This window comes from Autumnicola psychrophila, from assembly GCF_031846645.1.
In the GTDB taxonomy this organism is placed as follows: Bacteria; Bacteroidota; Bacteroidia; order Flavobacteriales; family Flavobacteriaceae; genus Autumnicola; species Autumnicola psychrophila.
This window is the reverse complement of sequence record NZ_JAVRHN010000001.1, coordinates 1-16,139: the sequence shown is the minus strand read 5'-3', so window position 1 is coordinate 16,139 and position 16,139 is coordinate 1. Positions and strand designations below refer to the sequence as shown.

At 38.4% G+C, this 16,139-nt stretch carries 12 protein-coding genes; 11 read left to right on the top strand and 1 reads right to left on the bottom strand.

Going from position 1 to position 16,139, the window contains the following annotated elements; translation table 11 throughout:
* The first annotated feature begins 48 nt into the window (after positions 1-48).
* From RM541_RS00060 to RM541_RS00010, 11 genes are all read left to right on the top strand, one after another.
* Positions 49-1,461, top strand: a complete 1,413-nt coding sequence (locus RM541_RS00060; RefSeq protein WP_311498220.1) for a glycosyl hydrolase family 28 protein — start codon at positions 49-51, stop codon at positions 1,459-1,461.
* A gap of 3 nt (positions 1,462-1,464) precedes the next feature.
* Positions 1,465-2,658 carry a BT3233 family polysaccharide utilization protein gene (locus RM541_RS00055; RefSeq protein WP_311498219.1) on the top strand — a complete coding sequence of 398 codons (1,194 nt, stop codon included), beginning with the start codon at positions 1,465-1,467 and terminating at the stop codon, positions 2,656-2,658.
* Positions 2,659-2,679: 21 nt separating this feature from the next.
* Complete coding sequence (locus tag RM541_RS00050; RefSeq protein WP_311498218.1) at positions 2,680-4,299, top strand: glycoside hydrolase family 43 protein; 1,620 nt, start codon at positions 2,680-2,682, stop codon at positions 4,297-4,299.
* On the top strand, positions 4,292-5,926 hold the full coding sequence (locus tag RM541_RS00045; RefSeq protein WP_311498217.1) for a hypothetical protein: 1,635 nt from the start codon (positions 4,292-4,294) through the stop codon (positions 5,924-5,926). Before RM541_RS00050 ends, RM541_RS00045 begins: the two co-directional genes overlap by 8 nt.
* On the top strand, positions 5,923-7,929 hold the full coding sequence (locus tag RM541_RS00040) for a glycoside hydrolase family 97 protein (RefSeq protein ID WP_311498216.1): 2,007 nt from the start codon (positions 5,923-5,925) through the stop codon (positions 7,927-7,929). Before RM541_RS00045 ends, RM541_RS00040 begins: the two co-directional genes overlap by 4 nt.
* 60 nt (positions 7,930-7,989) lie before the next feature.
* Entirely contained in the window at positions 7,990-9,354 is a 1,365-nt protein-coding gene (locus RM541_RS00035) for a right-handed parallel beta-helix repeat-containing protein (RefSeq protein ID WP_311498215.1), read from the top strand.
* Positions 9,355-9,360: 6 nt separating this feature from the next.
* The gene (locus RM541_RS00030; protein ID WP_311498214.1) at positions 9,361-11,289 is read left to right on the top strand and encodes a glycoside hydrolase family 127 protein; all 1,929 of its coding nucleotides are present in this window, start codon (positions 9,361-9,363) and stop codon (positions 11,287-11,289) included.
* A gap of 44 nt (positions 11,290-11,333) precedes the next feature.
* A complete protein-coding gene (locus tag RM541_RS00025) occupies positions 11,334-12,596 on the top strand; it encodes a glycoside hydrolase family 88 protein (protein WP_311498213.1) in 1,263 nt (420 codons plus the stop codon).
* Positions 12,597-12,627: 31 nt separating this feature from the next.
* Positions 12,628-13,953: a sugar porter family MFS transporter gene (locus RM541_RS00020; RefSeq protein WP_311498212.1), complete on the top strand. Its 1,326-nt coding sequence runs from the start codon at positions 12,628-12,630 to the stop codon at positions 13,951-13,953.
* A gap of 204 nt (positions 13,954-14,157) precedes the next feature.
* Entirely contained in the window at positions 14,158-14,994 is an 837-nt protein-coding gene (gene kduI / locus RM541_RS00015) for a 5-dehydro-4-deoxy-D-glucuronate isomerase (RefSeq protein WP_311498211.1), read from the top strand.
* Positions 14,995-15,001: 7 nt separating this feature from the next.
* Entirely contained in the window at positions 15,002-15,763 is a 762-nt protein-coding gene (locus RM541_RS00010; protein WP_311498210.1) for an SDR family NAD(P)-dependent oxidoreductase, read from the top strand.
* Positions 15,764-15,959: 196 nt separating this feature from the next.
* Here the strand turns inward: RM541_RS00010 and RM541_RS00005 are convergent.
* On the bottom strand, positions 15,960-16,139 hold a 180-nt coding region (locus RM541_RS00005), incomplete at its 5' end, for a hypothetical protein (protein WP_311498209.1).

Below are 16,139 nucleotides of genomic sequence, written 5' to 3'. Positions count from 1 at the left end.
AAAATTTAAATATAATTCATCTTCTTTTCAAAAATTCAAATCTTTTTCATGAACAGGTTTACTACATATTCTTTATCGGTTATAATATTGCTTTTTACAGTATCAGTATGGTCCCAGGACCTTGTAATCTATGACGTTCCCGGAGGATATAAATATTCAGCGCAAAATGATGATTTTACAGTTCAGGTAAGAGAAGATGGAGGTGAATGGCAAGATCTTTTTGAGTATGAAGTAGAGGTAGATCTGGATAGCAAATCAAAAGCATCTATGGTTTATTTTGATTTTGAGGGGAGGGTAGAAGTCAAAGTGCGAAAGAATAATGGCCTTATCCATGAAGCAAAAATAAGACCAATAAGTAGGGGGATTCAATCGGAGGCAGAAGGACAAATAATTACCTTTTCCTTAGAGAATCCAACTAAGATCTCTTTAGAAATAAATGGTGACAAGCTTCATAATCTACATCTTTTTGCAAATTCTATAGAAACCAATAAGCCAAATCCCGAAGATCCGGATGTAATATATTTTGGTCCGGGTGTACATCAACCCCAAGATCAGCCTGGAGATGTTTATAATATTCCTTCCGGAAAAACTGTATATGTAGACGGAGGTGCGATTGTTAAAGCTAAATTTTTAATAGATAAAGCTGAGGATGTCAAGATCATGGGCCGGGGGATAATTATGCAGCCAGAAAGGGGGGTGGAAATAAGACATTCTAACAATGTAACCGTTGACGGACTTATTTTTATAAACCCCAGGCATTATACTATTTATGGTGGAGAGTCCGATGATTTAACTATTAGTAATATTAAATCTTTTAGTAGCAATGGTTGGAGTGATGGAATTGATCTAATGTCCTGTTCAGATGTTACAATTGATGACGTCTTTATGCGTAATTCTGATGATTGTATTGCCATATATGCCCATCGATGGGAATTTTATGGGAGTGCCAGAAATTATGAAATCAAGAATTCAATGTTATGGGCAGATATAGCCCATCCTACTAATATTGGCCTTCACGGTAATGCGGAAAAGCAGGGGGATACGATTGAGAATATTTCTTTCAAAAACATAGATGTTCTCGAGCAGGATGAGGATGACAGGAATTATCAGGGTGTGATGGCAATTACTGGTAGTGATAAGAATCTTATCCGAAATATAACCTATGAGGATATTAGAATTGATAATATTCAGGAAGGCCAAATCTTTAACTTCCGAGTTTTATTTAATAAAAAATACAGTCACGCTCCCGGTCGTGATATTGAAAATATCAGGCTGAAAAATATTACCTATACCGGGCCTAGTCCCAACCCATCATTAATTGAAGGTTTCAGTGATGAGTATCAGGTTGAAAATGTTAGTATCGAGAATTTAAGTATTAATGGGGATATGATCTTAAATGCTGAAGATGGAGATATACACATCGGCAAATACACGGAAAATATCAAATTTCAGAAAAAATAAAAAATGAATAAGTATTTTAAATTTTTAATTATAGCTACGGTAATGGTTTCACTGGCAGGTTGTAACCAGGAATCAGAAAATAAGGCGCTAAATATTGAAGTTTCAAATGACTTGGATTTTCCTCGAAATGAAGTTGTATCCATAGATTATGAAAAACTTGAGAATTTTCTTAAAGGCAGATCAATGGATAACCTTCGAATAAGGAAAAGAGATGCTGAACAGTATATACGATCACAGTGGATAGATTATGACCAGGACGGTAATCCTGATGAGTTGCTTTTTCCAGCAGAAGTCGAAGCCAGTTCCATGGCAGAGTACGAGGTTGTATTGGATAGTGCCAAATCTGCTCCGGAAAGTGACGTTATCGCCTATTCCCGTTTTGTACCTGAGCGTACCGACGATTATACCTGGGAAAATGATAAAGTAGCCTTCAGAACTTATGGTCCAACCGGCCAAAAGGAGGCTTTGGAAGGGGTTCCGGGAAGTACGCTTTCCAGCGGAATTGATCTTTGGTTAAAGAGAACAGAAAAAGCTATTATTGATAAGTGGTATGCAGAACATTTAAAAAATCCCGGTTATTACCATATAGATCATGGAGAAGGCTACGATCCTTATCACGTAGGCGGAAGCCGTGGTACCGGTGGAAGCGGAGTGTGGGAAGATGACAGTCTATATGTTTCTCAAAATTATACTGATTATAGAACCATTGCCGATGGACCTTTACGAACGGTATTTGAATTGGATTATGCAGAGTGGAGCCCTTATAATGTTACCGAAACAAAACGCATTACCCTGGATCTGGGTACAAATTTTTCAAAATTTGAGGTTGACCTATCAGCGGAAGATTCCCTTCCTAATTATGCTGTCGGAATCACTTTACATGAAAATGAAGGGAAATATGAATTGAATCCGGAAGAGGGTTGGGTTGTACACTGGGAAGTTATTGACAGTTCATATGTTGGACAGGCTTTGGTACTAAACCCAAAAATTATTGATTCCTCTTTCGCTGCAGTAAGTAAAGTGCAGGACCAAAGCAATTTATTAATCCTTACTCAACCCCGGGATAAGATAACCTATTATGCAGGTTTCGGATGGGAAAAAAGCGATCAGATCAAGACTCTCGAAAACTGGCAAGAGTTAGTAAAGAAGCAATCAAGAATTATATCGAGTCCGTTAGAAGTGGTAATTACTGAATAATACACCGAGAAAGTATAAAAAATGAATATTAAAACTCTAATAATATTGCTAACCGTTATACTCGTTGGAAGATATTTAGGATTTTCTCAAGAGAATAAAGTGTGGCAATCAGATCAGGAAGATGGTACTTATACAAATCCCATTCTATATTCAGATTATTCCGATCCCGATGTGATTCGGGTAGGAGATGACTTTTTTATGACTGCAAGTAGCTTTAATGCTACTCCCGGCTTACCCATTCTACACTCAAAAGACCTTGTTAACTGGGAAATAATCAATTATGCGGTAGATAAACTAGTTCCGGAGGATGTCTATAACAAACCCCAACATAGTAAGGGAGTCTGGGCTCCTACCATTAGGTACCATAATAATGAATACTACATTTATTGGGGAGATCCCGATTTTGGTGTTTTCATGGTAAAGACCGATGACCCTTATGGGGAATGGTCTGATCCAGTTCATGTACTGGAAGGAAAAGGAATTATTGATCCAAGTCCACTTTGGGAGGGAGATAAAGCCTATCTCGTTCATGCCTGGGCAGGTAGTCGTGCTGGCATAAACTGTATACTGATCTTAAGAGAAATTAATCTTGAAGGTACTAAGGTGCTTACTGAAGGTAAAAATGTATTCGATGGGCACGGACGGCATCATACGGTAGAAGGACCTAAACTATATAAAAGAGGTGAATATTATTGGATTTTTGCCCCGGCCGGTGGTGTAGAACAAGGTTGGCAGCTGGCTATGCGCTCCAAGGATATTTACGGGCCTTACGAAGAAAAAATTGTGTTGGAACAGGGAAGTACAGGTATAAATGGTCCACATCAGGGGGCCTGGGTAACTGCGCCCGATGGAGATTCATGGTTTGTACATTTTCAGGATGAGGGGGTTTACGGCCGTGTTCTAATGCTTCAGCCAATGAAATGGGAAAATGGCTGGCCGCAAATGGGGAAAGACTTTGATGGGAATGGTATTGGAGAACCTGTGTCGACTTTTGAAAAACCTGTGCAAAAACAGGAAGTAAAAATTCCCTCAGCAAATGATAGTTTTCAGGATGGAAAACCTGGATTGCAGTGGCAATGGTATGCCAATCCTTCTGTTAAATGGAGTGCGCAAATACCCGGAACAGATTATTTAAGACTGTTCTCTATAGGTAAAAAGGAAGAGCCTAACATGTGGAACATGCCTAATATTTTAATGCAGAAGCTTCCGGCTCCCAATTTTACAGCAACAACAAAAGTCAAACTTACCACCGAATGGGATACTCCCGGTAAAACTGCAGGGCTTATTATGATGGGGCGCTCATATGCCTATGTGGGGATCTCCTATCACGATGGGAAGTATTGGGTGCAACAGGTAATAACAAAAGAGGCCAATGAAGGGAATCCTGAGAAAATAATTGAAGAAAAAATCCTGGAGTCCAATGATGTTTATTTGCAGATGAAAGTAAATGCTCCCGATGCTATTTGCCATTTTAGCTACAGTGAAAATGGTGAGGATTTCACCTCAATAGGAGAATCTTTTAAAGCCGAACGGGATCTTTGGATTGGTGCCAAAATGGGAATCTTCAGCGTAAGTGAAGAAGATGTACGAATGGGAGGATATGCAGATTTTAACTGGTTTAAAGTTACAGCCAATGAGTAGTTTTATCTTTAAATATATTAGTTTTCTTTTTCTGTTGTCTTGCCAGGGGGGGCAATCAGTTAAAAATACTGCATCATCAGATAATAAAAATATTAACAACAGAGTCTGGCAGTGGAGTGTTACCCTGGACGGATTTATTTCTCCTGAAACTAATGAACCGCCCGAAGCTTTCTTATATATTCCTCAAGGATGTGAAAAAGTGAAAGGAGTTGTACTTGCTCAGAATAATATGATTGAAGAAGGAGTTCTGGAGCATCCTGATTTTCGAAATAAAATGAGGGAACTGGATTTTGCTGAAATATGGGTTACGCCTATCTTTTCTCAAAAGTTCGATTTCCATTCACAAGATCCCGACTTGTTTAAAAAGCTTATGAGGAAATTGGCTAGAAAATCTGGTTATACCGAGCTTGAATCGGTTCCTGTCATTCCCCTGGGACATTCAGCACTGGCGACCTTTCCCTGGAATTTTGCCGTAGCATTTCCTGAAAGAACCCTGACGATAATTTCAATTCACGGAGATGCTCCTCAAACAACATTAACAGGCTACGGAGGTGAAAATGTTGACTGGGAAAATAAAAATATTGATGGGATTCCCGGGCTGTTTATTATGGGTGAATTTGAATGGTGGGAAGATCGAATAAAACCCGGATTTAGGTTTCAGCAGGAAAATCCTGGAAGTGTGATCACCTGGTTTGCAGATGCCGGTCATGGGCATTTTGATTATTCAGATATGCTCGTAAATTATGTTGCAGATTATATTGAGAAAGCTTCAGAATATCGATTGGGAAATGAAGAATTAAAATCGATTAATCCTGAGGATGGATGGCTAATGGACCGGTGGCGAAAGGACAGTCTCCCGATAGCAAAATCGGCCACTTACGCTCAATTCAAAGGAAATAAAGCAACTGCTTCCTGGGCTTTTGATAAAGAAATGGCCAATGAAACTGAAAAATATTATAATAAGGCAAGAGGTAAAAAAAAGCAGTTTCTGGGCATTAAGTACAATGGTGAAATCATTAAACCAAAAGAGTCTCATGCTAATTATCAATTAGAATTTATTCCAATGGAAGATGGAATTAGTTTTGGAATAAATGCTTTTTTTTCAGATTCAACCAGAACTTCTGAAGTCTTCAATCATGCTTCAACAAAAATTAAAATAGATAAGATTACAGGGCCGGTAAAGAAAATTAATGACTCTATTTTTCAAATTCATTTTGACAAATTGGGATTCAGTAATAAAAAGCGAAGCAATGATATTTGGCTCCTGGCCAATAACGAAGGTGATAGTATTTATAAAAGTGCCGTTCAACAAATTCAAGTACGTTTTCCGCTTATAAACGATACAGGAAACTCACAGAAAATCGAATTTACAGAAATTCCAGATCAGCTTGAGAGTGTAAAATCAATAGCTTTAAATGCTTTCGCAAGTTCAGGACTACCTGTACAATTTTATGTAAAGAAAGGACCTGCTTATGTGGTTGATGGTAAATTAATATTTACCCAATTACCTCCCAGAACACAATTTCCTGTTGAAGTGGAAGTGATAGCCTGGCAATATGGAGTAAAAGGAGAGTGGAACTCTGCAAAACCTGTGTCCAGAAAATTCCAATTAATTAAGAAAATATGAAATTATCAATATTCACTAAATCTGTCTTATTTTTTCTGATATGCGGCATGCCCTTAAAGGCTCAGGAAATACTTCCTGATTCCCAGCAGGAGCTTAGTTCTCCGGATGGGTCTTTTAACTTTAAATTCTATCAAAAAGAAATTGCTCCTAATAAAAAACAAATGTATTACCAGATTAATTACAATAATAAGCCGGTAATATTAGAGTCTGAATTAGGTGTATTTATTGAAAATCAGCTTTTTGAATCTGCTTTAGCAATAACCAATGATACAACCCAAATATGGAGTTTCAACCTCGAATTTAAAAATGTAACAAAATCTAAAACGGATACTATTTGGAAGCCTGTGTATGGTGAAAACAGTCAGATTAGGAATAATTATAATGAATTGATTCTTCACCTTGAGAAATACGGAAAAGATGAATCTGAGGAAGAAGAGGGACATGCAGGAACATCATATGATCGTAGAAGAACTTATGAGATGGATATTGTGGTAAGAGCGTATGATGAAGGAATCGCTTTCCGTTACCATTTTCCCGAAACCAATAATGGACTTTTCCTTCATATTACCGGAGAGCAGACTAATTTCGCTCTGCCTGAAGGAACAATGGCCTGGTATGAGCGTTGGGCGCAGGGGCCATATGAATATTTACCTTTAAAGAACTGGCCGGATGAAAGTGAAAGGCCCTTAACCCTTAAACTTGAAAACGGGCTAGTGGCATCTCTAACAGAAGCCAGAATGGTAGACTATTCACGAACAAAATTTAAATTGAGTGAAGAAGAGCCAAATACCCTTGAAACGTCAATGTATGATGTGGTTGATGTAATTACACCATACTCGACCCCCTGGCGTGTCTTCATGGCTGCCGAAAATCCCGCACAACTGCTTGAGAATAATGAAATCATTCTGAATCTTAATCCTGAAAATCAAATTGAAGATACCTGGTGGATCAAGCCGGGTAAGGCATTTAGATCAAATCTAACAACAGGGGAAGGTAAAGCAGCTGTTGATTTTGCAGCTGTAAGGAACTTGCAATACGTGCATTTTGATGCCGGATGGTATGGTCCAGAAATGAAGGTTAGCTCTGATGCTACTACTATCGATGAAAACAGAGATCTTGATTTAGAGGAAGTTATATACTATGGTGCTCAGAAAGGTATAGGTGTATTTGTCTATGTTAACCAAAGGGCCCTTGCCAAACAGAATCTGGATACTCTTTTTTCCATTTATAGGAAATGGGGACTTAAAGGAATAAAATTCGGCTTTGTCCAGGTTGGATCTAATCACTGGACTCGTTGGATGCACGATGCGGTTAAAAAAGCTGCGGAATATGAATTAATGGTGGATATCCATGATGAATATCGTCCTACCGGCTTTAGCCGTACATATCCCAATTTAATGACACAGGAGGGAATTAGAGGGAATGAAGAAATGCCTGATGCCACTCATAATACTATACTTCCCTTTACGAGGTACCTTGCAGGAGCTGGTGATTATACTATCGCTTATTACAATAATAGAATTCAAACCACTCATGCGCATCAGCTTGCACTGGCTGCGGTTTACTACAGTCCAATTCAATATATGTACTGGTATGATACACCATCGCACTATCAGGGAGAAAAGGAAATAGAATTTTTTGACAAGGTAAAAACGGTATGGGATGAAACCAAAGTTATAAATGGTAAGATTGGAGAATATGCTACTGTTGCAAGAAGGTCTGGTTCTGACTGGTTTATTGGGACTATAACCAATAATGATGGTCGAAGGATGGAAATTCCTTTGGATTTTATCGAGAAAGAACAGGATTATATAGCACATATCTATGTAGATGATGAGAAGGTAAAAAGCCGAACAGCGGTGAATATTCTCAGATATAAAGTTAGTGCTGATGATGTGTTAAAATTTGATCTAAAAGCAAGTGGTGGTGCAGCAGTACATTTAGAAAAACTCAGCCGAAATAATCAGAAAAATTTTAAAAAACTACCAAAAAAGATATTGTAGAAAATGAGAATTCTCAATACCTGCAGGAAGTTGAAATAAAATTATGAAAAGATAATTAAAATGAAAGATTCAAATAAACCATGGTCAATATTCCAATTTTTAATCGTGTTTTTATTTTTTCCCTTTTTACTGGAAGCTCAGGAGATCGAGATCTCCAGCCTTCAGGAACTGACCCATTATGCGGGGAAAAGTGGTAATACTGTGCGGATGGAACCTGGCTTGTATAAACTAGGTGATTATCTAACGACCGATTCAATTCAAAAAAGGAAGAAGGCAGGGAATTTTCAGTTTTTGACCTTTTCGGGAGACAACAATGTATTCGATCTCAGCGGGGTCACTATTGAGATAGATACCGAAATCCGGACCATGTACAATGCTCCTATTCATAATAGTGAATTTTTAGTTTTAGGGAATAGCAACTTTATTGAAGGCTTAAACTTGGTCTATAAAGGAGAAGGAACTTCTCCTGGTGGATCAGCCTTTACTATTGCAGGTGAAGGTAACACCTTAAAGGAAGCTATGTTAGTGGTGAAAGGTTCCTTTCCCTATGGATATGGTGATCTTTTTGGAAAGGGAGGTCCAGATGTAATTAGTCACCAGAAGCATAGCGGTATTCTTATTACAGGTAGTAATACAAAGCTATTTGACTGTAAACTTTATATGCGGTCCTTTGGGCACGGCTATTACATTCAAAAAGACGCGAAAAACATTCATTTTGAAAACTGCTATGTAGAGGGGGTAATGCGTGCTACTGATGATATTTTGGAAGAAACTTCAGGGCCGGCCTATGATGTAAAGTTTCGTACCTGGACTCCAAACCGGGAAGGGGAATATGTAGTTACCCCAGGCTATATGAAATCTCTTTCCGAAGATGGTTTTAGAACCTATGGAGGAATAAAGAACGTAACGTTTAAAAACTGCACGGTCAAAAATATGAGAGGTGGTTTCGAATTAAGAACTGATAATGGAGTATACCTGGAAAATTGTACCACTATTGGAACTGAGCGTGCCTATTGGGTGGGAGATGATGCCGTAATTAAAAATTGTAAGGGAGACGCTAAATATGGTCCTTTGCTTTTTCTGGAAGGAAGCAACGTTTCTGTAGATCTTACAGTAATGCCATCAGAATCTGACAAAAAAGTTCATGCTCTCGCTACCATACAGGGAAAAAATAATAAGGTAAGATTAAGGAAAAAAGATGATGAGAAATATGAGAAGCTATTGCCCATTCTTATTGGATATAAACATCCTGAACACGGGGAAGCAATGTCCCCATATGGAGAGGCTTTAACTGAGAACTTGGAGCTTATAAATGCAACATCTATGCCTGTTATTATTGGTGCTCAAACAAAAGAAACCAGTATTCATTCAATTGGAAAAGTTGAAGGTAATATGGGAAAAAATAAAATATTAAATTTTAATTAAGAGATTATGAACAGAGTTTTTAAGGTACTTCAATTATTGCTGATATTTAATTCACTACAAATATTTGGCCAATCCCACTATCCAGGACAACATGAAAAATTACTTCAGCTTAATGATACCAAAAATGTAGAAGTCGAGGCTTTTGATTTATCTGATGTGGTGCTGAAAGAGAGCCGATTTAAGGAAAACATGAAAAGGGAAAGTGAGTGGATTATGTCTTTTCCGGTTCAACGATTACTTCACAGTTTTCGGACAAATGCCGGAGTATATAGTGGATATGAAGGAGGACATTATGAAATCCAACCATTAGGGGGCTGGGAATCGATGGATTGTGAATTAAGAGGGCATGCCATAGGACACATGCTTTCCAGTCTAGGTTTATTTTATGCTTCAACAGGTAATGAAGACTTTAAGAAAAAAGGAGACAGTCTGATCGCTGGCTTACATGAAGTTCAGATTACTTTGGGAGACACTGGTTATCTAAGCGCTTACCCGGAAAATTTGATCAATCGAAATATTCGTGGTGAAAGAGTTTGGGCACCTTGGTATACACTTCATAAGTTATTTGCAGGCTTAATTGATCAATACCTGTACAGCGGAAATAAGGAAGCATTAGAAGTGGTAAAAGGTATGGCTAACTGGGCTTACAATAAACTAAAGCCATTAAGTGAAGAACAGCGAGCTTTGATGTTGCGCAATGAATTTGGAGGAATGAATGATTCTTTCTACACCTTGTACTCTATTACAAAAAATCCGGACCATAAATGGCTGGCAGAGTATTTTTATGATGACAAAGTATTGGATCCTCTTAAAGCTAAGGAGGATAATCTCAATAAAATGCATGCCAATACTTATATTCCAAAACTTATTGGTCTTGCACGCGCTACGGAATTAGGAGGCAATGATGAATATTTAGAAGTTGCTGATTTCTTCTGGAATACTGTAGTAGAACATCATTCTTTTGTTACAGGAAGTAATAGCGATAAAGAGAAATTCTTCGAATCAGACAAAATTTCAGAACATTTAACTGGCTATACGGGAGAGTCCTGCAATGTGTATAATATGCTTAAGTTAACAAGGCATTTATTTGCTCAAAATCCTACCGTGAAGTATTTGGATTATTATGAAAAAGCTCTGTATAACCACATATTAGGACAGCAGGATCCTGTAACAGGATATACAGCCTATTTTTTACCAATGCTTCCTGGTGCGCATAAGGTGTATAGTACTCGGGACGAATCTTTTTGGTGTTGCGTTGGTACCGGATTTGAAAATCATGCCAAATATGGTGAATTCATCTATAGTCATGATGATGAAAGCTTGTATGTCAATCTGTTTATACCTTCCATATTAAACTGGGAGGAAAAGGGAATCTCTCTTATACAGGAGAATAATTTTCCACGAGAAAACACTACGCAATTAACCATCGAAACTAATGAACCAAAAAAAATCAATTTAAAGGTTCGTTATCCTAGTTGGGCTACTGACGCTACTGTTAGAATCAACGGTAAAAAGAAATCTTCTCATGCTAAAAAAGGAAGTTTTATTCAAATTTCTGAAGAATGGAAAGATGGAGATAAAATTGAAATTAGTTTTGGAATGGAGTTAGAAGCTGTTCCTACACCAAATGATCCCGATATACTAGCCTTTACATATGGTCCGGTTGTTTTGGCAGGTAGAATGGGTACTAAAAATATGACTGAGCCGGCGCCATATTCCAATCCTGACGTGAGAAACGATTATTACACCTACGATTATAAAGTACCAACTGAGCTGACTAATAAGGTAGATCTGAATATTAACAGATTATCCAGGGAGATTGAACGTATCAGCGAAAATAAATTAAATTTTTTAATTAAAGACCAAGGTATTACGCTGTCTCCAATAGCCAACATACATGGGGAGAGATACATAATCTATTGGGATAACAAATAACTCTGCAGGCTTATATATCAAAAGGATCATTTAAAAATTAAAGTATGAAAAAAAGAGTTGTAAATCTAATAGCGGTAGTAGGTATAGCTGCCTTTGCCATGTCATGTGGATCTAATAGGAATGCTGATAAAATGGCTTCTTCAAACGAAATAGATATTCAGATGCAGATAAATTATTGTGCAGAGCAGGCTGAAAAAGCTTTAAATCTCATTCCGGATGATAATAAATCAATTCCCAGAAATATTGCCTCAGGGAGTAAAGAATGGCAATATGTCAATTATAAGGATTGGACTAGCGGATTCTGGCCTGGAGAACTTTGGTATATTTATGAATTAACCGGGGATGAAAAGTGGAAAAAGGCAGCAGATAAATATACGGGCTATTTGACCCCGCTTTCTGTAGAACAGGCATTAGACCACGATCTGGGGTTTCAGGTTTTTAACAGCTTTGGGAATGGATACAGGCTAACAAAAAATCCGGAATACAAAAATGTGATCCTGAAAGCAGCAGATACACTGGCCACTCTATTTAATCCCAACGTGGGTACCATTTTATCCTGGCCACGTGAAGTTCCGAATATGGAATGGCCGCAACATAATACTATAATGGATAATATGATCAACCTGGAGCTGTTGTTCTGGGCGTCTAAAAATGGTGGAGAGCGCAGCCTGTATGATATGGCGGTCAGCCATGCAGATGTGACTATGGCCAATCATTTCAGGTCGGATTATACCTCTTATCATGTGGTGGTATATGATAGGGAAACCGGTGAGCCTATAAAAAAGGTAACACACCAGGGCTATGCTGATAATAGTCTTTGGGCCCGGGGGCAGGCTTGGGCTATTTATGGTTATACGATGGTGTACCGTGAAACCAGGGATAAAAAGTATCTTGATTTTGCCAAAAAGGTTACTAATGTTTATCTAGAAAGATTGCCTGAGGACTTGATTCCTTATTGGGATTTTGATTCACCTCAAATTCCGGATGCGCCAAGGGACGCTTCAGCAGCAGCTGTAGTAGCTTCAGCCTTATTGGAATTATCACAATATGTGGAAGATCCGAAAAAATCTTCAGAATATTTGTCCAAAGCGAAGGCTATAATGGCAGAACTTTCAAAAAATTATCAGAGCGGACAAGAAAATTCCGCTGCACTTCTTCATTCTACAGGGCATTTTCCAAGCGGCAGTGAGATAGATTATTCTATTATTTATGCCGATTATTATTATGCAGAAGCCGTGAGCAGGCTAAAAAAGATTAATGCTAAAATGGCCGCTCAAAATGAAGTGGTTCAGCACAGTAACGGATAAAATTTTTTAATTTAACAAAGAATCTGAAAGAGTGAACAAGCGACTATTATATTATTCGATTACCGTGGCGATGGCCGGGTTTCTGTTTGGTTTTGACACCGTAGTTATATCGGGTGCAAATTTACCTATTAAAGAATTGTGGAATACTTCCAGTTGGTTTCATGGGACCTTTATAATGTCAATGGCTCTATGGGGAACAGTTGTGGGGGCTTTGTTTGCCGGGATCCCTACAGATAAATTCGGCAGAAAAAATACCTTAATCGCCATTGGAATTCTTTACTTTGTTTCGGCAATGGGCTCTGGAGTGGCCCCTGATCCTTACACTTTCTCTTTTTTCCGATTTATTGGAGGACTCGGGGTTGGGATTTCTTCGATTGCGGCACCTACTTATATATCTGAAATCTCCAACCCAAAAAATAGGGGAACCCTTGGATCTTTATACCAGTTCAATATTGTATTTGGAATATTAATCGCTTATTTAAGTAATTATTTACTGGAAGGAGTAGGCGGGGATAATGATTGGAGGTGGATGCTTGGTGTGGAGGCTATACCGGCAATTCTTTATACAATTTTGGTTTTCGGCGTTCCAAAAAGTCCACGATGGCTTTACCTGCATCAAAATAAACCAAAGGAAGCTCTGGAAGTATTGACAAAGACAACCTCTTTGGAAATGGCCCGGCAAACATTAAAGAGTATAGAAAAAGATTATGAATCCAATAAAGATAAAAAAGCAGTTCTATTTTCTAAGCGGTATAAATTTCCCCTAATTTTGGCATTTCTAATAGCATTCTTCAATCAATTGTCGGGTATTAATTTCATTCTATATTATGCGCCGGAAATTCTTGAAAAAGCAGGGTTTGGAACAGAGGATTCCCTCTTTAGCTCCATTGCTATTGGAGTAGTAAATCTTTTTTTTACTTTTGTAGGAGTTTATCTAATAGACCGGGTTGGTAGAAAGCAGTTAATGTATATTGGTTCTTTTGGTTATATCATTAGTCTCGGGATGGTAAGCTATCTATTTTTTACAGATTCTTCCGCTATTCTTAAATTAATATTTATCCTCACATTTATTGCTTCTCATGCAGTTGGACAGGGGGCGGTAATCTGGGTATTTATTTCAGAAATTTTTCCCAACAAAATACGTGCATTCGGACAAGCATGGGGAAGCGGCACCCATTGGGTTTTTGCGGCATTAGTAACTCTCTTTGGTTCCGTTTTACTTGACGTCATGCAGCCATGGATGCTGTTTTTCATTTTTGCAGGTGTTATGATTCTGCAATTATTATTTGTTCACCTTATGATGCCCGAAACTAAAGGGAAATCTTTGGAAGAGATTGAATATCAAATGCTTAAATGAATATAATAATGATAAAATTGGATAGCAAAATTTAATAAAGAAGATACTAAATAGTATCCTTTTTAGAAATAGGGTACTTAAACAGGAATACTTGAAGTTTAAGGCATAAAAGAGTTAACTATATTTTATAGCCTTAGCCATATAAATTATACCGTTATTAAACATATTTGGCCAACTTAGTCCTTAGACGATAAATAATCTATTATGACCAATTCAGAATTTAGATACGCACACCATCCGGAGGATGTAAAAAGATATACTACAAAAGAGCTACGGGAGCATTTTTTAATCCCGGAACTCTTCAGAAATAACAAGATTAACCTTACTTATTCCATGTACGACCGCTTTATTGTTGGAGGAGCTTTCCCCCTAGATAAAGCTGTAAAATTGGAGACTATAGACGATTTAAAATCAGAAAATTTCCTGGACCGCAGGGAACTCGGGATCATCAATGTTGGTGGTGCCGGAAAAGTGACTGTGGATGGAGAAGTTTATGAGCTGGCCTATAAGGAAGCTCTTTATGTAGGGCAGGGGAAGAAAGAAGTTGTTTTTGAGAAATCAGGAAACGAGCAGCCTTATTTCTACCTCAATTCCGCTCCCGCGCACCATGCCTATCCTACGAAGAAAGTAGGTAAGGAAGATGCTGAGGTCATTGAGCTTGGGGATGCGAAATATGCTAATAAGCGGATTTTAAATAAACTGATTGTAAACAGTATTGTGGAAACCTGCCAACTGCAAATGGGAATGACCGAGCTTGTGGAAGGAAACATTTGGAATACCATGCCACCACATACCCATACCAGGAGAATGGAGGCCTATTTTTATTTCGATCTGGAAGAAGGGCAAACCATCAGCCATTATATGGGGCAACCTGATGAAACCAGGCATATTTTTATGAAAAACCACCAGGCAGTGCTGTCACCGGAATGGTCTATTCACGCCGGGGCGGGAACTTCTAATTATATTTTTATCTGGGGTATGGCCGGGGAGAACCTGGACTATGGCGATATGGATAAAGTAGCGGTTGACGAATTGAAATAAAACATATATGGATTTATTTAATTTAGAGGGAAAAACAGCACTGGTTACCGGTTGTAAGCGCGGAATCGGATTTGCGATGGCCGAAGCTTTGGCAGAAGCCGGAGCTGATATTTTAGGCGTCTCAGCAAGTTTAGAAACCGAAGGTTCAGAAATCGAAAAAGCGGTACAGGCTAAAGGCCGCAAATTCCAGGGCTACCAATGTGATTTTTCCGATAGGAAGTCCCTCTACGCCTTTACAGAAAAAGTAAAATCGGAACATCCGAAAATTGATATTTTAGTCAACAATGCGGGAACCATTATGCGCAAACCTGCTGCAGAGCATCCCGATGAATATTGGGATAAAGTGATAGAGGTGAATCAAAATTCTCAATTTATCCTCACCCGGGAGTTTGGAAAGGAAATGATTAAAAGGGGTAGTGGGAAAGTAATATTTACGGCCTCATTACTTACCTTCCAGGGTGGGATTACCGTTCCCGGCTATGCCGCTTCCAAGGGTGCCATCGGGCAGCTTACCATGGCTTTTTCCAACGAATGGGCGTCCAAAGGCGTGCAGGTAAATGCTATTGCGCCCGGATATATCGCTACCGATAATACCCAGGCTTTGCGCGATAATGAAGAGCGGAGCGAAACTATTTTATCGCGGATTCCTGCAGGAAGATGGGGAGAGCCGGAAGATTTTCACGGCCCTATTATTTTTCTGGCTTCCAAAGCCAGCGATTATATGAGCGGAGCGATCCTTACCGTAGATGGTGGCTGGATGGGTAGATAAATATTTTAGAAGAACAAGTTTTAAACAAGTTATAAAGCTGTCAATGACGTAAAATTCAGTTTCTTTTGGAAAAGTCTAATCCTTTTATGAAACCAATATTTTGTCATTATAAAAATGCGTACTTTTATTGAAATGAAGTCAATCAGGACCAAAAAAGTTCAAATTTAAAGATAATTGAAAGGTTACCTTTAAATCATTAGCAGCTGTTTCCCCTGCCGCAATTAGAAAAACAGAAGGAAGTTTGAATCCTGGCAAGGTCACTAAAGCTAATGTCAATTAGCACCAAAACCGCGCAAATCTTATGATTAGCGCGGTTTTTTAGGTTTTGGGGAATCCTTTTATTTGATTCGATTTGATTTAAAATGGGAACTAAAAG

What these genes read in the sequence shown, in the direction of transcription:
- RM541_RS00050 (WP_311498218.1), top strand. Translation starts at nt 2,680, where the DNA reads ATGAATATTAAAACTCTAATAATATTGCTAACCGTTATACTCGTTGGA.
- RM541_RS00025 (WP_311498213.1), top strand. Translation starts at nt 11,334, where the DNA reads ATGAAAAAAAGAGTTGTAAATCTAATAGCGGTAGTAGGTATAGCTGCC.
- RM541_RS00040 (WP_311498216.1), top strand. Translation starts at nt 5,923, where the DNA reads ATGAAATTATCAATATTCACTAAATCTGTCTTATTTTTTCTGATATGC.
- RM541_RS00060 (WP_311498220.1), top strand. Translation starts at nt 49, where the DNA reads ATGAACAGGTTTACTACATATTCTTTATCGGTTATAATATTGCTTTTT.
- kduI (WP_311498211.1), top strand. Translation starts at nt 14,158, where the DNA reads ATGACCAATTCAGAATTTAGATACGCACACCATCCGGAGGATGTAAAA.
- RM541_RS00030 (WP_311498214.1), top strand. Translation starts at nt 9,361, where the DNA reads ATGAACAGAGTTTTTAAGGTACTTCAATTATTGCTGATATTTAATTCA.
- RM541_RS00045 (WP_311498217.1), top strand. Translation starts at nt 4,292, where the DNA reads ATGAGTAGTTTTATCTTTAAATATATTAGTTTTCTTTTTCTGTTGTCT.
- RM541_RS00035 (WP_311498215.1), top strand. Translation starts at nt 7,990, where the DNA reads ATGAAAGATTCAAATAAACCATGGTCAATATTCCAATTTTTAATCGTG.
- RM541_RS00055 (WP_311498219.1), top strand. Translation starts at nt 1,465, where the DNA reads ATGAATAAGTATTTTAAATTTTTAATTATAGCTACGGTAATGGTTTCA.
- RM541_RS00010 (WP_311498210.1), top strand. Translation starts at nt 15,002, where the DNA reads ATGGATTTATTTAATTTAGAGGGAAAAACAGCACTGGTTACCGGTTGT.